Source organism: Methanospirillum hungatei JF-1 (genome assembly GCF_000013445.1).
GTDB classification, from domain to species: Archaea; Halobacteriota; Methanomicrobia; order Methanomicrobiales; family Methanospirillaceae; genus Methanospirillum; species Methanospirillum hungatei.
On the sequence record NC_007796.1, the window covers coordinates 480,737 to 504,949 of the forward strand.

Below are 24,213 nucleotides of genomic sequence, written 5' to 3' on the forward strand. Positions count from 1 at the left end.
AATCAATTTGGTGAGATGGAGGAAGCGACGACAAATCTGATTTGAATTTTTTCAATCGGTATTGGCGGTCATTTCTTTCAGGTTAGAGAAATCTCATGGATGGAGTGGTGTTGATGAAAAAAGACAAATTAATCGATTTTAAGAAAGGTCTGTTCGCACTCATGGTGCTCTGTGGTATAGGCATTCTCCTTATACCGCAAGTATCGGCCGCAGGGATTAATATTAATGTTCCGATTGTAGAACAGAATACCACGGTTTTCATTGGTGAAGAAGGGCTTGATATATCAAATGCGCTGATAGATCCAAACACTGGAAACCCGGTATATCTCCTCGGATGGTGGGGGGATGATGTTGAATCTGGTGGACATACATCAGCAGATAAATATATCACGATCGCTCCGGGGAGTGTGACCAACTATTATGTCAACCCGACTGAGTATATGATGAATAATCGATACACAGAGGGTTCTTTTTATATCTGTGATGAGACTACTGGTCAGGCTATTTATTATAATGGATACCCTGTTGTCGCTTTTTATGTAGAGTTACCTCATCTTGAACTCGTTCCGGCTGATGATGTATGTCCTGATGTAAACCGGACCGGGCAGGTCTTCCTTGGAACAAATCTGAACTTTAACATTAAGACCAACCTGTACAAGATTCAGAACAGGCCTGGAGGTCAGAACAGCGCGATATTTGATATCAATGTCATCGGACCGAATGGAAAGGATTACAACTACCTCCTCGGTCCTGATGCCGGAGGGTGTAACTGTCCGGATTGTAATCCGAATTATCCGGCAATAGGTATCAAGGATATCAATATTCTGACCAACAAGCATCAGTGGCAGACTTGGGATACCGATGCAATCGATCCACAAACCGGTCTTTTGTATTCACCTCAGGGAACATATGCCATATCGGCAACCTGCTGGGCAAATCACATATTAGACAATTACGTAACAATAGGTGGGGCAAAATCAGCCACAACAAATCTGGAACTGGTTGTAGAGACCGTGAGTGTTACGGTAAATCCTGGGACCATTCTAAGAACCGAAACGGCAACTGCCACGGTGACGGGGAAACCACAGACTGAGTACATCATCGCTCTCATGGAATGTCCTCTTAAGATGACCGGTGAGATCTGTGACCGCCCGCCATGGTTTGAGAATGATCCACTTAATGTTGCGTTGCAGTTTGATCCTGAAGGCGGTCCATATACCATAGGAAAAGAAATTGTCTATCCGTCCTGTTGTGATGGGCTAACCTTCAGAGATGTCGTGCCAAAGGTATACCATGACGGTGTGCTCTATTATGCAAGTATTACCACTGACTGTCTTGGAAAAGCAACGATAGACATCAAAGTGGATAATACGGTCTGGAAAGCGGATAATAACCCTGTATATACGATCCATGTTCAGAAACGTGCTCCCGAATGTAATGGAATTCACCTGTTTGCGGAGACTGAATTAACTGTTAAAAAGGGTGATATTTCCATCCAGATCTCACAGGCATCAGATACAACAAATGCACCCATCACTGAGGCATATCTTGGTGATACCCTCAAGATCGCTGGATCAAATACCGACAGTCTGAGAACCTATCTGTACATGACCGGTCCATGTCAGCCTGAATGTGGTGGAGGCCTGATACCGATTCCATATCCACATGGACCAATTGGAGATGGACCTGAAGTCATTGATGTAAGTCTTCCACCCATCGAAGGATTTGACTGGATATTTACCAACAATGATGCCACTGGAAAGCCACGGTACTGGGAGACCAGATACCTGCCTATGAATCCAGGGACCTATACCATATGGGCGATTAGTAACTGGCCGCCAAACTGTCCAAATTGTCTTGATTGCGGTGGTCATCCGTGCTTTACAAACCCGGAGACTTGTCCTGGATGTGATGGAAAGGTATGTTCACTCCTTGATTGCCCGAACTGTGATGTGTATGCCGTTGCAACTATCGAACTGAAGGCTCCTGAACTTACCGCGATTACTGAGGATATTGAGCGGTGCTGTTGCTCAGGATATCCCTGTGGAACCACCATCGATAGTCATCCTATCAACGTTAGTGGAGTTTCAACCGGAAATCCGAAGAAAGAGCTGAATGTCTGGCTCTTTGGCAAAGGAAAGATCGGCGACGAGAAGTTCATGAACATAAAAGTGCCTGTCAATTGTGACGGGACGTTTGTATTTGATGTGGTGAAAGATATTCTCGGATATTATGGTATTCCATTGTGCAGAATAGATTCAGGTACCTATGATCTGATCATTCAGGATGCAGGATATAATCATCAGTATGATGTCATCTATGAGGATGATCTTGATCCTTCAATATGGGCCAGACCTGTGGAAGTGAACAAAAAATGGATCATCATGGGTCATCCAGACATCGGTCCGGTAGAGAATTATTCAGAGATTAATCCTGGAGAACAAAATCCAAATGAAGATTTCCTTACTCATGTGGATACAACAACTTTAGTTGTTCCCGATCCAGACTCCCAGAAGTTCTACGACGACGACTGGCGTAAACTCGTCCAGGTAGAAGGACCGGGGTACAAGCTCGGAACTGAAGTCCTCTATGCTCTCATCAAGGGCCTTGACGATCCAAGCGTTGACGACAACTATGTCCACATCCAGTTCACCGTCACAGACAAATCCTGTCTGGTTGGAACTGACTTTGATGCAGATCGGACTTACGGAAACAAACCGCTGACCGTCCGGTTCACTGACAAGAGTTACAATGCAACATCATGGCTCTGGAACTTTGGAGATGGAACAACCTCCACTGAACAGAACCCAACACACACCTTCACTGAAGAAGGCCGGTATACAATCAGCCTTACCACCAATGGTGATGAGAAGGGTAAAGCAGTAAAGAACGATTACATCCGGGTAGCAAAAGGCCCGACTGCAAAGTTCGCCTTTGCACCAAAAGATGTAACGGTAGGAACTGAAGTTCAGTTCACTGACCTCTCGTCAGGTAACCCGACCTCCTGGATGTGGCACTTTGGTGATGGTTCATCCTCACCACTCCAGAGTCCGGTGTATACCTACATGGCCCCTGGTGTGTATACTGTCATGCTCACGGTGAGTGATGAAACCGGAATCAGTGGTGACTCTGCAACCCAGACCATCACAGTCCAGGGTTCATCAACCCCGGTCGTTGCGGATTTCAAAACCGAAGTAACCAATGGAACCAATGTCCAGTTCACTGACCTCTCTTCAGGTTTTGGCATAACAAGCTGGGTCTGGGACTTTGGTGATGGATCGACCTCAACTGAGAGAAATCCGAAGCATACCTACCTTAAGGAAGGAACCTATCAGGTCTCTCTCACCGTCTCGAATGGCAGCTATGAAAACACTGCCAAAAAACCCATTGGAATTCGTTAATCGATCCTCATTTCTTTTTTACTTTTATTTTTATACTATCCGCAATTTCTCATCATGTGGCACCTCTGAAAATAAGAGCAAATTAAGAATATTTCAAAGCCCCTTATTTCCGCGGCATACATGCATCAGAGCGATCTGAAAAACCTGAAAGATAATAGTACCTTTCCGAATTAAAATCATCAGTGAATTTTTCTCTTTGAAATCACAAGGAAAGCATTCGTGATTTTTCGATTTATCTACATATATTGGAAAAAATATATATCATCTTGTGAAATATCTTCGATGCAGTTTTCGATGCTTCAATGTGTAATATAAATAGGATATATTTCGAAAAACCTTATTTTTGAGATACTTATGGAAATATTTATATTAGAAATAATATATAGGATTTTTATTATCTACGTATGGGAGTTGAATACGCCACAGAAGCTACCATGGGGTGTGATAGACAGATCGGTGAGTGCCATACCTGTATCATTCTGGTACGGGGATGATATGAGATCTGCCTGAACGTGGGGTGTTTTCAGATGAGGGAGAAAATGAACAGATATCTACTAATGGCGACATGCATCGTCCTGATGACATGCGTTGCGATAGTATCTGCTGAATCCTTTGATAATATTGATCAAAATCTGATTATCAAACAGATCCGGCAAAACCATACTGTCTACTTTGGTGAGGAACACCTGGATATCACCAATTGTCTGGGTGGAAACGGGTATATTGTAACGTTGGATGTGGTCAGAAATGTGACAGATCACATAAAAATAAATGATCCGACTGACTTCAATATGCCCACGGATAAAGAAGAGAACGTCTGGTACCAGGCACGAGATGCGAAAACACCGGTATTAGATCCGCAGGGAAATCCGGTCCCGGCATTCATTACTCAGGAACCGGTTCTTTCATTCGATATCTGGAATCTGAATACTGACATGAAAGCGAACGCTTCGGTCCAGAGGGGTACGCTTCTTCAGTTCAAGATGACCACCGATACGAACCTCGATGACATAACCAGTCGTCTTGATTACACTCCCGGTCAGGGATATGTAAATATCGGTGTACGAGCACCTAATGAAACCAATCCAAAAGATCCAACTGGGGAAACTCTTTTAAAATTAATGACGCTCGGGAAAAACTCCGGTGATGTTGAGATTAAACCGACAATTAATCTGGAAGTTGATCCATCAGCAGCATGGGTATGGCCTGAAAACCTGAACTCTGAAACCGCAGATCCAACCGGGTGGATGACCGGATGGCGTGATGCAGGAACTGGTGTTGAGACTGATTACAACTACAAGCTGGGAACCTATGATGTGACCGCTGTCTGTAATGTCAACAACATGTTCAAGAACCGTCAGCGTCAGGGCTTTACCTGGGATTCACAGAAAGTGGAACTGACAGCACGTGAGATCAAGGTTGATGTATCTGCACCGGTCGGAAAGAGCAGAGATGTCCAGTTTACCGCAACGGTAACCGGTATGCCAAATACGCTCTATGAGATCTTCATTTATGATGAGTGTCCGCCGAAAATCAGCGGAAAGATCTGTGACCGGCCACCGTTTATTAGGGAAGACCGAGCAGCTCTCATGGGGAAAGGCATCGAACTTGATCCGATTGACGGACCATATCCGATTGGAACACGGCTTGTTGTGGATTGCTGTACCCAGGGTATGAACATCCGTCAGGCTGTACCGTCAGGAGATGCATTCCCGTCACAGGGTAAGAATGTCTTTGAGAAAGGTACTCGCTATTATGCACAGGTCAGAACCGGACCTGATGGAAAGGTTACTGTTCCATTCTGGATTGATACCACAGTCGGTCCTGGCACCTACACGATTCAGGCACAGGATATCCTGTATAACCTGAAGTCAACTGCCACCATTACTGTTCCTCAGGGGACTATTACCGGTGCAACAAAGGATCCGGCCGGCGTTGCCAAGACCGAGTTCTACCTGGGTGATGAGATATGGATCGATGGTACAAACTCTGACAGCAACATGACCTACATCTGGCTGACCGGTCCAGGTCTGAACCCCTGTGGTGTCAACCTCTTCAGCCCGCTTGACAGCAATGATCCGGTCAGAGCAGTTGTCTATGACACCAAGGATGGAATTGCCAACTACTGGCGTGTGGAACCAAACTGGGACACGGGGGCTGTCCCGATTAGTGAAGGCAAGTATACCATCTGGATGGCAAGTGTTGATCCAGGATGCCGGTTCTGTCAGTGTGATGCTGCCGGAGGCGGAGAATGTGGATTTGGTGACTGTTTCGGAGTAGCATGTGAGGAAGGAGTATGCAGCCTTCTCAATTGTCCGGAATGCGCAGCAGTATCCAGCATTGATGTTACACTCATCAAGCCTGACATAACCGCTGAGGTGGATGATGTAACCCGCTGTTGTTGTCCTGGCTACCCCTGTGGTCAGCTGGGTGGAGTCCAGGAGATCTGGATTGAAGGAAGCTCAGGCGGTAACTCCTGCAAGCAGCTTCAGGTCTGGCTCTTTGGCCAGAGTCAGTTCGGTCTTAAGAATTATCTGATGACAGTAACTCCCATTTACTGCGATGGCACATACAAGTTCGAACTCAATAAGGGACTTCTGCAGGCAAATGGCATTGACCTCTGCAGCATAGCAACCGGTAAATATGATGTGATTGTCCAGGCACCCGGAGCGAACAATAACTTTGATATTCGCCTTGGAGAACCTGAAAACACGGGAGACCGGTTTGTCCTGACAACCATGCCAACTGATGACAGCAAATTATTCAAGATAGAGGGCAAGGATTCCCTGTATGCAGGAGTTGCAGTCAAAGCTCTGATTGATGGGTTTAACCAGGATGGCATTGATGACCTGTATGCTCATGTGACCTTTGAGCTGAAAGACAAGGCCTGTGAAGGCAATGTTGATTTCACAGCCGATAAGACACAGGGCAATGCTCCTCTATCAGTGCAGTTCACTGACACGTCTGTTATGCAGGGTGTCAGCTGGGCATGGACTGCAAATGGTGAGGCATTCTCAACTGAGCAGAACCCGAAGAAGGTCTTTGACAAAACCGGGAAGTATACGATTGAACTGACCGTAACCGATGCAGAGGGAGTCAGCAACACCGCAACCAAGGATAGTTATATTAATGTAATATCCGGTCCGGTTGCAGACTTCAGCTTCAATCCTGCGTCACCAGTTACCGGAGAGACGGTTCAGTTCATTGATGAATCTTTGGGATCTCCGGCATCCTGGCAGTGGAGCTTTGGTGATGCAACCTCTTCATCAGTGCAAAGTCCTGCTCATGTCTATTACCTGCCAGGGACCTATAATGTGACCCTGACCGTGAGTGACAAGTACGGTGACTCGAGTATATCCAAATCGGTAACCGTCACTGGTAATCCGATCTCCACCGGTTTAGTTGCTGATTTCACCATGGCTCCGGCATCTGCCTATGCAGGTGACCAGATTCAGTTCACCGATAAGTCAACCGGTGGAACACCGACATCCTGGCAATGGGAGTTCGGCGATAATACAACCTCGTCACTTCAGAGCCCGGTACACATCTATGAAAAACCAGGTACATACCAGGTTATTCTGAATGTAGGAGACAGCCGGGGAGTTGGCGTTCCAAAGATCGTTGATTACCTGGTTATGAACGATGCACCGGTTGCAGCATTCTCTGCAGATCCGTTATCATCCGAATTCTACCCGGTTCAGGTGGAGTTCACTGATGAATCAACCGGTGTTGTTGATGAATGGAACTGGCAGATTCTGCGTGAAGGAAAGGTAGTTGCAACATCAGTTGAACAGAATCCGACGATTACATTTACTGTTCCGGGTATCTACACGGTAACCCTGACGGTGAAGAATAATGGTGGTTCCAACTCCGTCACAAAAGACAATTATATTACAATCGGAACCGGCAGTCAGTTTACGATTGAACAGGGATGGAACCATGTGTCAGTCCCCATGGCTGTAACAGATGACTACAACACCGTCAGCAAACTGTTTAAGGGTATCCAGACCGGAGGAGTTCCTTATGCAGTCTTCAATAATGCTGCAAATGAATGGGTGAATGTGACTGATGATTATCCGGTTAAGCCACTTGAAGCGCTCAGAGTATGGAAGGAGGATCCAGGATCAATCGTGATAACTCCGGATTACACAAAGGGAGGTATCTTTACCCGTGATCTGAAGCTAGGCTGGAACGGTATCGGAATCATGTTCATGCAGCCAACTCCTGCTAATGTAGCCCTTGCCTCACTGGGAGAAGCCTGGAACAAGACGCTCATGTTCAATCCGTTAACCCAGCGGTGGGAGTATCCGATTATCAGGGGAGTGGATGATGACAAATTCATGTATCCAACAGTCGGCTATCTCATCGAGATGAACACTGACGGGATACTGATTGGTGGTGAGTAAGATGAGTATGGTGATGAAAGGAATCGGAGTCTGTCTCCTGATCCTTCTTCTTCTTGCAGGTATAGCGCCGGCAATGGCAGAGGATGTGGAGATTAAGCAGCTGGTCCCGATGTTTCTGAAAGGGACGGTTTATATCGGAGATACACCTGCAAAACCCGGAATAACAGTGGAATCTGACATCCTTGGATTCTGGGGTGGTTCGGCTGTAACAATGTCGAATGGAACATACGGAACGGAATCTCAGCCGATGATGGTTCAGGCAGGAGCAAACGAGACACTGAAAGGTGAACCGGTTACCTTCTGGCTGAATGGAGTAAAAGCTGAAGAAACAATTCTGTATCAGCCAGGTATCAACCTTGACCTTGACCTGCATTTCTCTAGTGCAGCAGAGAATAAGTTAACCGTAATTCCTCAGGGAGGAGACGTCTTCATTGGTGAGGAGGGACTTGATGTATCCCTGTTCCTGAAGAGTGGAGATACTATCGCCTGGTTTGACCCGACTTCAGAAGCATATCTTACCGAACCAGTTGGTTCTATTGTTATCGACAACCCGAAGCAATTCTTCATTGACCCGGCACAGTTCATGAATCGTACTGGCAGATGGTGGATCTGGTCCGGAGATAAATCCAAGCAACTTGCATTTATTGTAAAAGATCCATCCATTGCTCTTCGTATATGGAATCAGAACGAAGACCAGGATATTAATGAGGATGGAGGAAAGATTCCGGCAGGGAACTTTGTAAACTTCCGGATTGAATCAAATCTTTACTCTGCAATCATTCAGCGAGGAAAAGGACTTGCACCTGAAGACCTTGGTATCATCAACATGGTCGGGTCTTCCAACGTGACTCAGGTGACCTATAAATTCCTCCGTGGAACCCTCAATGGAGTTCCAGACTCAGATATTGCTCTTCGTGAACTGGTAGTTGATGCAAATCCATGGTTCTGGCCGGATAATGATAAGACAACCTCCGGATGGAATACTGGAGCATTAGGAACTGATCTAAATCGTTTATATCCGAATGGCGAATACAACTTCTATGCTGAAGTTGATCTGAATAATATCAGAAAGAATTATCCAGGAGATCAGACTGGAAAAGCAATTACCAAGGTGATTCCGGCGGTTATTGCAGATGACTCGATAGATGTTATCGTCAATCCGGGAACCGTAACCCGTAATTCGTCCTTCTTCGTAACCATAGGAGGAAGACCGGGTAAAGACTATATCATCGTTATCATGGAATGTGCACCAGGAGAAGACGATCCAAAGGATTGCTGTGCTCTCAAGATGAGTGGTGCACCCTGTGAGCGTCCACCGATGATCCGCCCCGACCAGAGTGGTGTTGCAGACGGAACAATCGGGTTTGACAGTAAGGAAGGACCGTTTACTATCGGTGATACAAAACTTTCACCAGATTGCTGTGAGAAGAGTGGTACTATCCGTTCAGTCGTTCCGACCGATGACAAGCCCAACGCACGGGATGTCTATGAGAATGGTGTCTACTACTATGCTCAGGTCAGAACTGACAATGATAACGAGCCAACTCCAGGATATAAGACGGTAGAATTTACTGTCGGACCGGACGTTGCACCTGACCGTCCATATCGTATCCATGTGCAGAGTGTCGAGTCTGATCCATCTCTGGTCATTGATGGAGATGCTCTTGTTCAGGTGAACAAGGGAGTAGTTACTCTTGATGTGAAAGAAGAGCCTCCATACTATCTGGGCAATGATATCACCCTGTCAGGAACCAATACCGATAGTAATGTTGTCTACCTGTTCATGACCGGCAGCCAGTGCCAGAACAAGTGTGGAAATGACCTCCTTGGATGGAAACGTCCGGACGAGACTGAAAACATCATCCAGCCAGGACTAGATATGATTGAGCTTGGCTGTAAGGAAGAGTCTGATCAGTTCACAACCATTGCAGTTCCGGTCAAGAGCGACGGAACATGGACCTACACCTGGAAGACTCAGAAGGCACCGATTAATCCGGGAACATACACCGTCTATGCATCCAGTCAGCCGATCAACGGATGTTGTCTGGACTGTGCTTGTGCGGTCACCGCATCACGTGATATTATCCTTGAGGAGCCATGCTTTGATGCAATCCTCGAGCCGGATGTCATCACCAAACCGGTTGAGTGCTGTCCGAATGGCTGTAGCTGGACCTCTATGGATGAGATCATGCTGACTGGAAAGGCATGTGGGTTCCCACACACCGGTGAAGGCGATAATGTCACTAAGGAGATCAACATGTGGATCTTCGGAGAAGAGAAAGTCGGCAATGACAAGTATGTTAATGCAAAGATTCCTGTCTTCTGCGATGATACCTTTGAAGTAAACCTGCTCAACTACATCAACCTCTGTGATCTCAAACCTGGTGCATACAGCATCATTCTGCAGCACCCGATGTATAATCACAAGTTTGACATGGTAGAGGAGACCGATGTCCGCGATCCAATCGAATCCAACCGGATCTGGATGGTTACCTCCTATCCGGATGAGTGGAGCAAGCTCTTCCCACTCGACGGTCCGGGTTACTACCAGGGTGAGCAGGCAGTCACTGCAATCAAGAACTTCCTTGACCAGCGGCTGGTGGATGACAAATACATCATCCTCACCCTCAGAATTGTTGATGACCGGGTTCCAACCGCTGCATTCAGTGCAGACCCGACCCAGGGAAGCAGACCGCTTGAAGTCCAGTTTAAGGATGAATCGACCGGTAAGAACCTGACTGAGCGATACTGGGAGTTTGGAGACGGAACAACTTCAACAGAGACCAATCCAAAGCACAGCTACAGTGAAGCAGGTGTCTACACTGTCTCCCTGACGGTCATGAACAAGGAAGGAGCAAAAGACACTGCAACAAAGCCTGATTACATTACCGTTCGTGAACCACGGATTAAAGCAGACTTCGTTGCAAGCCCCACCTCAGGGGCAGCACCCCTTTCCGTCAAGTTCTCTGACAAGTCAACCGGATCACCAACCAACTGGTTCTGGGACTTTGGTGACGGATTCACCTCCGCAGGAGTAAAAGATCCATCCCACGTCTACCAATATGGTGGCAAGTACACGGTTACCCTGACCATCACCCTTGGTGATGAGATCGACCGGGCAATCAAGAAAGATTACATCACAGTCATCGGGGGACCACAACCGACCCCGACCATCGGACCATATGATCCGACCAAGATTCAGCTATATAGTGGCTGGAACTTCATCTCCGTAGCACGGACCCTTGCTGATGGATACAGCAATGCAAGTGCGGTATTCCGCGATGTTCCAACCGGTGGACATGCAATCTGGGCATATGATCCGGCACGGCAGTACTGGGATCAGGTTCTGACCCAGACGGTTATAGCACCATTGAATGGATACTGGATCTACTCGGTTACTCCGTTTACGATTAACCTGACATTCAAGAACGATCCAATCAGTGCTCCAGTTACCAGAAGCCTTCCAACCGGATGGGCAGCAATCGGATTTACCGGAGGTACCCCTGCAACCGCAAAGGACACCCTGAAATCAGTCAAGGATGCATGGATTTATGCCCGTGGCTATGATGCACAGCACCAGCAGTGGGAAGCAACCATTGTGAACGGTGGACAGGGTGAGAACACGTATCTCTTCCCATCGAGGGGATACTGGCTCTACATGGAAAAGCCTGGAACACTGGCTGCCATTGGTGTGTGAGGAATCATGAATACAGGAACCGTAGCCGCCCGGACGGCTCTGGCTACACTCCTCCTGTTTTCCTTTGTACTTATCTGTTCTGCCGGGGCTCCGGCACTTCCCTGTGAGTTCTACGGAACTGTAACCATTGACGGCTCCCCTGCACCGGCAGGGACTATTCTGTCAGCCAAGATCAATGATGCGGAACGTGGCCGGTATGTCCTCGAGGAAGCAGGAACGTATGGAGGACCGGGGACGTTTGACCAGCGGCTGAAAGTAGTTGCTGAAGAAGGTGATCTTTCATCCGGAAGTGCGCAGATCACCTTCTGGATAGACGGACAGAAAGCATGGCAGGAGACCGCATTCCAACCCGGAGTCAGCATGAAACTGGATCTCTCGGTTGGTGGTGATGCACCGGCAGTGACGAATGTTCCATCATCGGATACCCTCGTGCATACTGTGCCCGAAACTGGAACTGAAACTAATACCATTATTCAGGAAATACCGGTAGAAGCTGAAATCACAGAAGAACCTATCCCTGAACAGCAGGTTCAGACTGATATTCAACCGGTTATCAGTGACATGCCACCGCAGCTCCCTGAAATGGAAAACCCGGTTCCGGTTACTGATTCTCCGGCTGATGTTCTGATTGCAGACTTTGTAGGAGAACCGGTATCCGGAATTGTCCCGTTAACCGTGACCTTCACAGATCTCTCAACCGGAGGACCAACCATGTGGGCATGGGACTTTGGTGATGGCACAACGGATACGGTCGCAAATCCGGTTCACCAGTACATGCTCCCAGGATCCTACACGGTCAGACTAACGGTCTCAAATCAGGATTCAAGTGCAACTCAGCTCAAGGAAGGGTATATCACGGTATCTGACTCAGGAACTCTTCATGCAGACTTTACTGCACAGCCGACATCCGGAAAACCGCCTCTTACGGTGAAGTTTACCGATACATCCTCCGGCAGTCCCACGATGTATGCATGGACATTTGGTGACGGAACCGGAGACATGGTCGCAAATCCGACTCATACCTACACGAGTCCCGGAAAATATACCGTCAACCTGACAATTGCCGATGCAACCGGTATGAGTTCAACTGCTGCACGAAAAGACCTGATTCAGGTAGAAGGAGCGGTTACTCCTGTCCCAACTCTGACACCCATCCCGGTGCCGGCTGTTCCCCAGACCTTTGTCGGAACGGTTGAGATCTATGGAAAACCAATTCAGAGTGGGGGAACAGTAGAGGCACGGATACCCGGATATGACATATCCGGACAGTTCAATCCGATCAAAACAGCAAAAGGAGTATTCGGAAAAACAGGAACCTTCTCTCCAAAATTACAGGTACAAGGAGTTCCTGCAGATTCAGAAATAGAATTCTGGGTTGCTGATGAGATGACCCGGATGGTTCGGGCATACATCCTGCAGGATGATGGGACTTATCTCTGGACCGTTCCCTATCAGCCGGGTAAAGAGACACAACTCAGACTCGTTGTTCTGAAAAACCCGCCAAATGAAATTCCACCAATTCCGGTAACTCCGGTACCGACCGGCTGTGCTGGAGTTCCATCCATCCCGATGAGTATTCAGGGTGATGTCAGGATAACTGATGGTACTGAATATCTGGATGCAGATGGGACCTGTTACAACTGTCAGCCAAATATCAAGATCGGTGGCATGATTGAGGCCAGGATTGAGGGACATGATGTTTCAGGACCTGAGAATCCCTTCACCATGGTCAGCACCGGCTATTTCGGGAGTGGAAACAGCAGCTGGGCAGATAAACTCACCATTCAGGGAAAATGTCTCCCGGAGAATTCCAATATCACCTTCTGGGTCAAGGATGACGGATGGCCACGGTATACCCAGGCATGGGTGATCAATGAGGCCATCGATGACAACGAGACCATCAGTGTCCTTGGAGAGACCAGGGAGATCCCATATGAAGGGGGAATTTCACGGACTGTTCACCTCTGGGCCGGACCATTACCAACCGTTCCACCAACACCGACTCCGACACCTGCACCTTCAGCATGGGAGCCACAGTACTTCTATGGAAAAGCAGAGTTCAATGGGTACCCACTCAGAGTTGGCGATCGGGTAATGGCAACCAGAGAAGGGATCGATCTCTCCAATCCGACAAATCCGGTTTCAGTCCTGAAATTTGGAGAGTATGGAGATCTTGTCGGAAAGGAGATGCTCGCCGTTGACGTTCCGTATGAATCAATGGAGCAGCGTGATCCGATCACCTTCTGGATTAAGCCCCAGGACTTTGAGTATTGGTATAAAGCGGAGGTAAAGAACCCCTTGTCCAGTGCAGACTGGAGTGATACCTATCCGTTTACCCCAGGTTCAATAACCAATCTTGATCTCAGATCAAATGACCGGGCAGATTTCATGTACTTCTACGATATTGTAGAAACCATAAGCAACGTAATCCTGCCGGATGATTACACCGGCTGGTAAAATTAGGTGAAATTTTCACCATTTTTTATGATACTATGACAATCAAGTGTACCATCTGGATGCCGGTTCTTCTCATTGCCGGCATGTGTATCGCTGTATGCGGACTGGTATCCGCTGCATCACCCCAGCTTCCGTGTGAATTTTATGGAACTGCTACAATCGGGGGCTCCCCGGTTCCGGCTGGAACGGTCATTACTGCATACGTGAACGGAACCCCGCAAGGAAGGATCACTGTAACCGAAGCAGGCAAATTTGGTGGAACCGGAACATTTGATGAACGGCTCATTGTTATGGCCGGGGAAAAAGATTTTGCAAACGGGGTTCCGACCATAACGTTCAAGATCAATGAACAGAATGCCGATCAGTCTGCACCATACCAGCCAGGAGCAAGTACCCAGCTGAATCTTTCCGTCGCTGGACAGGCAGCAGTTCCTGCGCCGGTAGAGCCAGTCACACAATCAAATAATTCAACTCAGGTGCCGGTCATTGTAGCCCAGGTTCCGGTCCAGGTACAGACTCCTGCACCAACTCCGGTTATAACACCGGTGCAGAACCAAAGTTCACAGGCTGTTCAGCCGGCATGTGTCTCTGCTCCTGCTCAGTAATCCCTATTTCTTCATTTTTATTTTTTTTATATCGATATCATTTTGAATATGATAATCAAATGAGAAAGAGTATTGATCATATGACCTTTCAGAGTGACCGCGTTCAAATACGGAAAATATTTGCCGATTATAAGATTCCACCTGACGAGCAGAACGATATAATCAATTTATTGCATGATTTATCAAAAAATTGTCAGATACTTGCGATATATTTGTTTGGATCTTATGCTCGTAATGAACCAAAACCATATTCTGACATTGATATAGCAGTTATTACCCGGATGACAGATCCTCCACGAGATCTGAAAGAGATAATTGGATCTTATTCCTCAAAAAAACTCGACGTTCAGGTTTTTGCTGACCTCCCCCTTTCAGCACAGATGCAGGTTTTGGCTCAGGGAGTTCCTTTGTATATCAGAAATGAGGATTCTTTATGGTCAGTTATTAAATCAGTAAGTCTGTCCTTTATGGATCTTGAACCAATGAGAAACCGGTGTAGAGAACGATTATTAGGTGTGTAATGGATCTCCAAACAAGAGTTCTCACGATAATTTCAGATATTGATAGGTTTTTTCGTGATTATGAAAAAATCACTTCGGAAGGTGCGATACAGGATGCTGATACAACACGATTTCATGCAATATCGATGGTTCTATTTACGATATTGAACCTCTCTTTTGAACTTGGAGAAGAGGTTATCGGGTATCGGCATGCTGGTCTACCGAGCACGTATCGGGATATTTTTCGGATACTCTGGGAAGAAAAGCTAATTGATGAGAATATTCGTGAAAAAATGTCTCACATGGTATATTATCGGAACCGTCTTGCTCATCAATATGCTGGGTTAAACCGAGAAGATATCGATGCAATAATCTCTAATATCGATGTTATTAAAAATTATATCCAAAAAATGAAGGTCGCTTTAAAGGAAGTATCATCTTGTTAGTCAGATGTGTGATCTGTAACACATTTTTCTATATATTTTTGTGTTTTCTTATCACATTATTCATTATGTAGTCCGTGATTATTTAAGCAATTATCCTTATGTATCTGTGAGGTCTATTAGTAAATAAAGAGCATATCATGGAGAGATTAGTACTACAAAATCTTCATTCATGGCGAAATAAGAAAAACCGTCTCCCATTAATTCTGAAAGGGGCACGGCAGGTTGGAGAAACGTGGCTTTTGAAAGAATTTGGAAGGACCGGTTTTAAGGACTATCTTTATATAAATTTTGAAAATAATCCTTCGATGTCAGATTTATTTGAAGGTTCCATTGATCCCCATAGAATTCTCGAATTAGTTGGAGCACTTCACGGGAAAAAATAACTCCCGGAGATACTCTCCTGATATTTGAAGAAATTCAGGAAGTGCCACGAGCCCTGACATCTCTAAAATATTTTGCAGAAGAAGCACCTGAGTATTCAATCTGTTCGGCAGGATCTTTACTTGGGATAGCACTTCATGAAGGCACATTATTAACCGTCGGGAAAGTGGATATTCTAACACTTGAGCCCCTTACATTCCAAGAGTTTCTTCTAGCCAATGATGAATATGAATTACTCTTATCTCTTCAAAATTCCGGATTGGAGCCTCTGCCCTTACTCCTTCTGGAGAAACTACACGATTATCTGAAAAAGTATTATATCATTGGAGGGATGCCAGCAGCAGTGAATATCTGGATTGAACAGCGTGACTTTTCCCAAGTTGAAATAAAGTTAAAAAATATTTTAGAAACGTACCAACAAGATTTCTCGAAACATGCTCCTCGTTCGATGGTCCCAAAACTCAGGTTTATTTGGAATAGTATTCCTTCACAACTTACACGGAAGAATAAAAAATTCCTTTATGGACTGGTAAAGAGTGGTGCCAGAGCTCGTGAATACGAAGATGCGTTATTATGGCTATTGGATTGTGGGCTTATCAGACGGGTTGGGAGAATCACGAAGGGAGCCATACCCATGAAACCGGATGAAGATCTCCATGATTTTAAGATATATCATCTTGATGTCGGTTTGCTCCGGGTCATGAGTCAACTTCCATTTCAGGTGATTCTTGAACGAAATAAGGTTTTTGAGGAGTTTAATGGGGCATTAACTGAGCAGTATGTTCTCCAGCAACTTTCATCGATAATAACCGGTTCAATTTACTATTGGACATCAGAAGCGACAGCTGGAGTGGATTTTGTCATCTCAAATGGGACTGGTGTAATACCTGTTGAAGTAAAAGCCGGAGTGAATGTTAAAGCTAAGAGCCTCAGGGTGTATATTGACAGGTATCAGCCGGAGATTTCCATTCGGACTTCCCTTTCAAACGTGCATCGTGATGGATCCCTCTTAAATATCCCTCTCTCCATGGTTTTTCACCTGGAACAGTACCTCGAACTCTGCAAAAATCCTGATACATAATTGAATCAAAACTTGGAACCCAGCCACCTCTTAGGATATGGTGCGTAAGCTAGGGATTACGATGAACTTTTATGAGATCTGCCCTTCTCCCTGCATCCTTCCTGTGGTACCATGAGCTCAAATCTGGCCCCTTCTATATGACGGCTCGTTGTGTCCATCAGGTTTTCAAGAATCGTTTCAATTATTGGGCCAGTCATTAATTCAAAAAATTGTGGAATGAACTTATCTGGCAAGTTCTGCCATGAATGCATAATCGGAATTAAACGGAGTTAATTCAAATACTCTGTAAATTCTTCGAGGGTGAGAGTTTCAGGCTTAAAGAACCCAGCATCTTCAAGCAATTTAGGTACTCGATATTTAATAAGATTTTTATCTGATGTTAAAAAATAGGTACAACCATTCGACATAGCGTATCCTATATGCACACGATCTGTTTTTTCCACCCGGAAATCTATCTCACGGTTGGCCATACAATTGCAGATACGTGCCACAACTTGATCAGGGTAAAGGGTGGCAACATTCCATTCTTCGCATAGATTGATAAAGGAAAGGATGAGCTCCGATCTAACTGGACGCTTTCTCATCTGATCCACTGCCTCCCCCATAACGGGTATTGAGGTAACCAGAGAGAATCCAAGATGAATTGCATGGCTGATTATGGTCTTTTTCCTCGAATCCTCAATGCATTCAAAAAAGATGCAGGTATCGAGGAAAACAGATTTCAACAAACCCCTGCCTTATCTAACCGCTGCATCTTTTCATCGAATTCTTCTTTCGTAACAACAAAGGCGATGAGCCCACCCCTACCAACACCTCCTCCATATGGCAGCATACCTCGCTGATATGGCTTACCAACATTCTCCCGTGGGTCCCCCTCATATTCCATAAATATTATTAGGCGGAATACAAGGATGAATGTTTCTTCAAGGGGGGTCTGAAGTATTAGATGTGGCCTGTTTACTACATTGAACTATAAAACTCCGTAATGCAAATAATCTTATTGGAATATGTTCGATATTCCTTACTGATTGCGTATGGAGATTGGAATTATCAAAATAAGTTCAATGGGGTAGATTGTGTTCCTAGTATCGATGAGATGAGATCTCTATGATGGTTTACATCGTATTAAAATCCGGAATGAAAGTGGTTTTCCGTGAAACCGTTTGAAGATCCAGAACAGGCAATAAAGGATGATATACGGTTTGCCGATCGGACAGAAAAAGCATATCTTGAGTTTGAGCTGGGAGAATATAATCTCGAAAATGATTTGGATTTCATTCAAAATATGAAATCATGGTAATTATGTATGTCCAAACCGCATATCTCCACTTCCTTTAGTTTAATACCCTCCCTTCTAAAAACTCTTCGATTATCCCTGCTATCTCTTCAGGTTCTACAAAGATCATCCCATGCCCCTGTCCTTTCCTGATAATGAGCGTTGCATTCGGGATGGCATCGGCGATGATCACGGCATTTTCCGGGGGAATAACAAGATCCTGATCCCCGGTGATGACAAGTGTGCTGCAATGGATCGAAGGGAGATCAGCATACACACCCTTCCACGAGAGGAAGGATTCGTACTGTTCCTGTACTGCCGCAGGATCAGCGACCTCCCCGTAATCCACAAACCAGGTATACGGGTCAGGGTGACTGGTGCGGAATTCATCAGTAAGGAGAAGTCTTCCTGCCCGTTCCAGATATTCTTTCGGATTGTTAAGTGTTTGTCCCATCTCTTCTATCAACCAAGGTTCAGCAGGCACTTTTTCAGCACCACCGCAATCGGTACTGATAAGAACAAGGTGGTTTACTGAATCGGGATATGTTTTCGCATATTCAAGAGCGATCATACCGCCCATCGAGTATCCGACGATATCAACCGGGAGAGCAGTACCATTCCCTTTCTCTAGAGTCCTCGTTTCATCGGAATTCAATCCATCGTCAGAACTTCCACACTCTTTTTTCCCTCCTGCCAGTTGAGTAATAACATCATGCAGATCCATGGCTCCCTGCGGAATGGTAAATGGAACATACGGGTTATGGACCCCCGATATTCCGCGATGGTTGTAGACGATGACGGTGTGGTTTCGTGCAAGATTCGATATTATCCGGTGCGGCCATTCATCGATGGTCATCCCATATCCCAGGACAAAGAAAACAGGGGGACCTTCTCCATGAATAGCATATCGAAGAGGAATACCGTCACTGGTGAGAATAAATGATGAATTCTTCTCTTCTATACTGCTATTTTTCTGATCCGCTTTATCTTTTACCCCAGATGACTGTGCTTTGTTGTTATCAATACAACCAGACATACTGATTAAGATGACGCATGCCGCAATGAAAATGATTTCATGAGAGTTGTGTGTATGGTGAGTTATCAATCATATGAATTACTTATTGGTTCTTCTCAATGGCAAACAAGGATATTAAAATTTTCAAAAGAGAGGTTATACCTGTTCAACCCTTCAGATGATTCTCCTCTGAAAGAGCAAAAAATCCAGAAAAAATTTCGGATTTTTACCGGAGTTTCCCTTTAATGGGATACTGGACATTGTCATTACTGACTTTTCCCCGAACATTCACCGTTACATTCCAAAGTCCAGGTCTGCATGATTCAGGTATACTAAATGTCCCGGTTAGAGTCCCTTTTACTAATTCACCTATAGCGGTGATGTTCTTCTCACCTGAGTGTGACAGGTTTACAATCGCCCCGTTCTCAAAATTTTCTCCATAAACAACAAATCCGCTCCCTTTTCCTGGTGCTGCAAATGACATGGCAATGGAGCGTACGACCGGGAACGGCCCGGATGGCAGAACGATGAACTGAACATTATCATTACTGGTAAGGCCGCTTTGGTTCACGGTCACATTCCATGGTCCGGGCAGAGCATCATCGGGGATAGCGATGGTCCCTGTCAGGTTTCCTTCTGAGAGATTTCCAGTTGATGAAATATTGACCTGTTCTGGATGGGAGAGGTTTACCAGAGCACCATCCGTAAGGTTTTCTCCCTGAAGAAGGTAATCGGTTGATTCACCCTGCATTCCTGAATCAGGGGTAATATTATGAACAACCGGGATATGAACCGGACCATCTGTGATGGTGAACTGAATCTCATCGTTACTATAGAGTCCGTTCTGGTTCACCGATGCATTCCATGGTCCGGTGAGAGCATCCGTTGGTATCACGAATGTGCCAAAGAGCTGTGATCCCATAAGATATCCGATTGACGTAATATTTTCCTCACCTTCATGGGTAAGGTTTACTATTGCGCCATTCAGCAGGTGCTCACCTGTGATTGAATAGATAATTTCCGTACCTTTCTCTCCTGAGTCCGGATTTATCGAGGTTATTACCGGGGTATCTGCCGGAGCCGGAGTAATGGTGAATAAGATATTATCATTACTGAATAACTCGTCCTGCTCGACGATGACATTCCATGGCCCCGTTATGGCATCCAAAGGAAGGTTGAATATTCCGGTCAGTTTTCCTTCCTTGAGTGTTCCTGTTGAAGTAATATTGGTCTGCCCTTCTTTTACCAGATGGACGAACGCACCATCAACGAAATTGGAGCCGGTGACAGTATAGTTAATGGTCAATCCGGCCTGACCGGATTCTGGTATAATACCTGTCACAACAGGGACCGGAATCGGTGTAGGTGTCGGAGTTAGAGTTGGAGTGGGTGTAGGTGTCGGTGTTAGAGTTGGGGTGGGTGTAGGTGTCGGAGTTAGAGTTGGAGTGGGTGTAGGAGTCGGTGTTAGAGTTGGAGTGGGTGTAGGTGTCGGTGTTAGAGTTGGGGTGGGTGTAGGTGTCGGTGTTAGAGTTGGGGTGGGTGTAGGTGTCGGTGTTAGAGTTGGGGTGGGTGTAGGTGTCGGAGTTAGAGTTGGAGTGGGTGTAGGAGTCGGTGTTAGAGTTGGAGTGGGTGTAGGTGTCGGTGTTAGAGTTGGGGTGGGTGTAGGTGTCGGTGTTAGAGTTGGGGTGGGTGTAGGTGTCGGTGTTAGAGTTGGGGTGGGTGTAGGAGTCGGACCGGATCCCCCATAAATCCACTTAATTCCTGCAATTTCTGAAGCAGATAATGTTTTTAAATTTGTATTACCAATAACGTCACCATTATATCCAAACATGACCTTCATGATTGGGCTTAAATCTGAAGGAAATCCTGGAACCCAACCGTATAAATCTTTTAAATTTAGCCAATGTCCCAGTTCATGAATGGCTATTGCTTCAATATTTTTCAATCCACCAGATGCTGTATCAGTAGTCCAGGAATAATAGGTATTAAATTCAACATCTGCTTCAGATATAATGCCAGATGAAAACCAATATGTTGCCTGAGCAATAGGGCCAGAACTACCTAAGTCTCTAAAAAGAAGCACATTTTTACCATCAGCACCTGATTTTGTAGTTGAAGATGTACCAGCATAATTAAACTTGAATGATGACTGACCATTCCATGAATTTGCCGCATTTTGAATGGCCGTAAGTGACCCAATTATACTACCGGGATTGATATAATAATTTACTGAAGTTACGGGCCATTTTCTCTTCCCATATGAAAAAGTAACTGAAAAATCTGCAACGTTAGAAACTTCACCATTATCCGTCAGGATTCCAACATATCCACTTGATGCTCCACCATCATAATTATCTTGAGTCCTTCCAACAGGAACCTTAACTCGAATTTGAGAATCAGTCCATGAGACAATATCATATTCATTTATTGAAAAGTGAGGAAATCCAGAAGCCCATATTAGTGTTTGGTCTTGTCCATTAAATCTATAAAGAAAGAAAACGTCCGCATTTGAGTCTCTACTTGATTTAGTTCCAAAACCAGTTCCTTTTATAGTAATAATAGTATCTGTTCCTGCAGAAGCAGTAGAAGGAGTGACACTTTGTATCATTGGTGAAGAAGTCTCAAGTTTTTTTTTCTCCTCATATCCAGATTTAACAAAGAGTTTTTTTGACGAAATTATATGTTCTCTACCTTGAATTGCTTCTTCAATAATTAATTTGAATTCGTCAATAGAATATCTTCCATATTCGTTATGCTCTTCAGAATCAACTTTATTATTTTGTATAGAGAAAACTCCCTGGAAATTACCAGTCACAGTACAAATTTCATCTGACATATTGTTGGTTAAATACTGATTTTTTAATGGATAATTCAGTAAAAGACCGACATCAGAACCAATTGAAAAGGATGGTTCATCTTCCACCCATTGCGTAATTTCATTAACAGTTCCACCTTTAGAAAGTATTTTAATTTCTTCTTTAGGAATTGCTGGTCCAAGAAAAACCTCATTAACAATAATTGTCGTTATTGTGTATATATTCAGTTTTTCATCATCCCAATTACTTTCAATATCTTTAACAGTCCCAGTGACGACAAGATCTGATTCTTTAACCAGGTCTGGAACCGTTTTTTTATCCATTACTCCAACTGTTATTCCCGTAATAAAAAAAAGGATAAAAATTAATTGTAATATTCTTATCCCATAAATATTAAATCTCTTATCGGTTTTTCCCATTATACCCATCCCTTTTAATCCTCAATTTCTATATTGATTTCGGAATAGATATTAATTTTGATATGGAACACAATATTATCAAAGGTTTTTTTATCAATAGTAGTAATATAATATTGATCTAACACTATTGTAATTTTGACAATGCATTAGTTTTTTTGCTTAATTGACATATAAAATGGTAGAGGAATCAGTACTACTATATTCTTGTTATGAGCATTATTATAAATACATTTTTTTAAATAGAAGAGAGAATTCAAACACCCTTGAACCTAACTATTACTATTGAACTTATTTGAAAAATTTTCACAAAATATCCTGATTTACAATATTGGTATTTTCTCCGGTTGTCCTGATGATAAAAACCATGATTCTGTCAATGTCAGTGTAAAAATCTCCTCATCTGAAGTTATGAATTACTTACTTCAATAAAAAAATCTCGAAATAATATTGCCCTATTGTGTGAGTGATCGTTCAGATAAAAATTATTTATCAACAAATAAAAATCAGTATCTCCAAATAACCTGAAATCGGTTTAACACAAATTTAACCGGGGTGCTGGAATTAACAGTATACACTCACAAAATTATGATCTTGCTTTTAAAGAGGCGCTTACTCTTTTTGAAAACAAAACGCTTGACTTCCTCGGCCTGGATCTTCCAAAAATCACCGGAGTACTGGTCACTGAATTTGCCGAAGTTGAGACCCGTGATGAGTTTGTTGATCTTACGTTCAGGCTTGAAAACGGGGATATACTCCACATTGAGGAACAGGCTACCCTGACGGAGGATGACCTGATCAGATTTGCCCATTATGACTTGAGACTATTCTCAAAATATCGTGTATCTATCCATACGGTTGTCCTTTCCCCTGCCAATTCAAAAAACCATGTATCTGCCATTGATACCGGCTGCCTTCATTATTCGGTTATTCACCAGGTTATCAAGGGAAGAAATGCCGATGAGGTTCTTGAGAGGATGCATGATGACATTGCAATTGGAAATCCGGTAAACGAACTGGAACTGATCTTTGTGCCTCTCATGGAGAGCAGGCTTCCGGTCAGGGAGCTGCTTCTTGAGACGATAAAACTTGAGAAAGAGATAAGGGATGAGAACCTCAAGAATAAAGTAATTGCTTTGACCATGGTGATGGCAAACAGACTTGTGGAGGCTGAACTCTTAGAAAAAATATGGGAGGAGGTAAAAATGTTAAAGATATTAAAATATGCAGAAGATAAAGGAAAAGAACAGGGCATTCAGATAGGCATTGAGAAGGGTTTTGAAATTGGGAGATTGGATGAGAAACGTCACCTGATTGAACGACTGCTTATAAAGAAATTTGGTCCCCTTCCGAAAGATACACAAAGTAAGATTCAGAATATGGATGATGTCGTCCTTGATATCCTGAGTTTAGAGATTCTGGATTTTCAGACCAAAGATGATCTGTTCCGGTTTGTGGATAAGATGGCGCCCTGATTCAATGGCTCTTTCCGGTAGAGGGCTTTGAACCAGGGGATAACTCAAATATAATTTTGGAAAGATCTCTCTCAAATAATTATATAAAACTCGGTGAAAATAACCTGATAATTCTCTTCAAGCCCAGTATAAAAAAAAGACACAATATTTAATCCAAAGATATTGGCCGCTAATTAAAAAACTATCAATTTAGAGACAATAATGATTATTTCCAAATCATTTGGTTCTGCTCTGAATTATC

16 protein-coding genes are annotated in these 24,213 nt (G+C 44.4%); 10 read left to right on the forward strand and 6 right to left on the reverse strand.

Annotation, left to right across the window (positions count from 1 at the left end):
* The first annotated feature begins 113 nt into the window (after window positions 1–113).
* From MHUN_RS17110 to MHUN_RS19680, 9 genes are all read left to right on the forward strand, one after another.
* Entirely contained in the window at window positions 114–3,401 is a 3,288-nt protein-coding gene (locus MHUN_RS17110) for a PKD domain-containing protein (protein ID WP_011447476.1), read from the forward strand.
* A gap of 527 nt (window positions 3,402–3,928) precedes the next feature.
* Complete coding sequence (locus MHUN_RS17115) at window positions 3,929–7,807, forward strand: PKD domain-containing protein (RefSeq protein ID WP_011447477.1); 3,879 nt, start codon at window positions 3,929–3,931, stop codon at window positions 7,805–7,807.
* 13 nt (window positions 7,808–7,820) lie between these two features.
* On the forward strand, window positions 7,821–11,504 hold the full coding sequence (locus MHUN_RS02200) for a DUF3821 domain-containing protein (RefSeq protein WP_158498132.1): 3,684 nt from the start codon (window positions 7,821–7,823) through the stop codon (window positions 11,502–11,504).
* 6 nt (window positions 11,505–11,510) lie between these two features.
* Entirely contained in the window at window positions 11,511–13,961 is a 2,451-nt protein-coding gene (locus MHUN_RS19670) for a PKD domain-containing protein (protein ID WP_011447479.1), read from the forward strand.
* Between the two features lie 35 nt (window positions 13,962–13,996).
* Window positions 13,997–14,566, forward strand: coding sequence for a hypothetical protein (locus MHUN_RS17120; protein ID WP_011447480.1), 570 nt, complete (start codon window positions 13,997–13,999; stop codon window positions 14,564–14,566).
* Between the two features lie 80 nt (window positions 14,567–14,646).
* Window positions 14,647–15,087, forward strand: coding sequence for a nucleotidyltransferase domain-containing protein (locus MHUN_RS02215; RefSeq protein ID WP_158498133.1), 441 nt, complete (start codon window positions 14,647–14,649; stop codon window positions 15,085–15,087).
* Entirely contained in the window at window positions 15,087–15,512 is a 426-nt protein-coding gene (locus MHUN_RS02220) for a type VII toxin-antitoxin system HepT family RNase toxin (protein WP_011447482.1), read from the forward strand. Before MHUN_RS02215 ends, MHUN_RS02220 begins: the two co-directional genes overlap by 1 nt.
* Window positions 15,513–15,649: 137 nt before the next feature.
* Complete coding sequence (locus tag MHUN_RS19675; protein ID WP_204223012.1) at window positions 15,650–15,895, forward strand: AAA family ATPase; 246 nt, start codon at window positions 15,650–15,652, stop codon at window positions 15,893–15,895.
* 41 nt (window positions 15,896–15,936) lie between these two features.
* A complete protein-coding gene (locus MHUN_RS19680) occupies window positions 15,937–16,974 on the forward strand; it encodes an ATP-binding protein (protein ID WP_204223014.1) in 1,038 nt (345 codons plus the stop codon).
* Window positions 16,975–17,030: 56 nt separating this feature from the next.
* Here the strand turns inward: MHUN_RS19680 and MHUN_RS18880 are convergent, their stop codons facing one another.
* The 6 genes from MHUN_RS18880 to MHUN_RS02250 form a co-directional block, all read right to left on the reverse strand.
* Window positions 17,031–17,171: a hypothetical protein gene (locus MHUN_RS18880; protein ID WP_158498134.1), complete on the reverse strand. Its 141-nt coding sequence runs from the start codon at window positions 17,169–17,171 to the stop codon at window positions 17,031–17,033.
* Window positions 17,172–17,243: 72 nt separating this feature from the next.
* Window positions 17,244–17,699, reverse strand: coding sequence for a PIN domain-containing protein (locus MHUN_RS02230; protein WP_048067212.1), 456 nt, complete (start codon window positions 17,697–17,699; stop codon window positions 17,244–17,246).
* On the reverse strand, window positions 17,696–17,860 hold the full coding sequence (locus MHUN_RS19135) for a hypothetical protein (protein WP_204223016.1): 165 nt from the start codon (window positions 17,858–17,860) through the stop codon (window positions 17,696–17,698). Before MHUN_RS19135 ends, MHUN_RS02230 begins: the two co-directional genes overlap by 4 nt.
* Before the next feature lie 448 nt (window positions 17,861–18,308).
* A complete protein-coding gene (locus MHUN_RS02235) occupies window positions 18,309–19,286 on the reverse strand; it encodes an alpha/beta fold hydrolase (protein ID WP_011447483.1) in 978 nt (325 codons plus the stop codon).
* Window positions 19,287–19,491: 205 nt separating this feature from the next.
* The gene (locus tag MHUN_RS18580) at window positions 19,492–22,404 is read right to left on the reverse strand and encodes an IPT/TIG domain-containing protein (protein ID WP_158498135.1); all 2,913 of its coding nucleotides are present in this window, start codon (window positions 22,402–22,404) and stop codon (window positions 19,492–19,494) included.
* Window positions 22,405–23,075: 671 nt separating this feature from the next.
* Window positions 23,076–23,309: a hypothetical protein gene (locus MHUN_RS02250; RefSeq protein WP_048067215.1), complete on the reverse strand. Its 234-nt coding sequence runs from the start codon at window positions 23,307–23,309 to the stop codon at window positions 23,076–23,078.
* 6 nt (window positions 23,310–23,315) lie between these two features.
* Here MHUN_RS02250 and MHUN_RS02255 point away from each other — a divergent pair, with 6 nt between their 5' ends.
* Window positions 23,316–23,972, forward strand: a complete 657-nt coding sequence (locus MHUN_RS02255) for a DUF4351 domain-containing protein (protein WP_048067216.1) — start codon at window positions 23,316–23,318, stop codon at window positions 23,970–23,972.
* The last annotated feature ends 241 nt before the right edge of the window (window positions 23,973–24,213 follow it).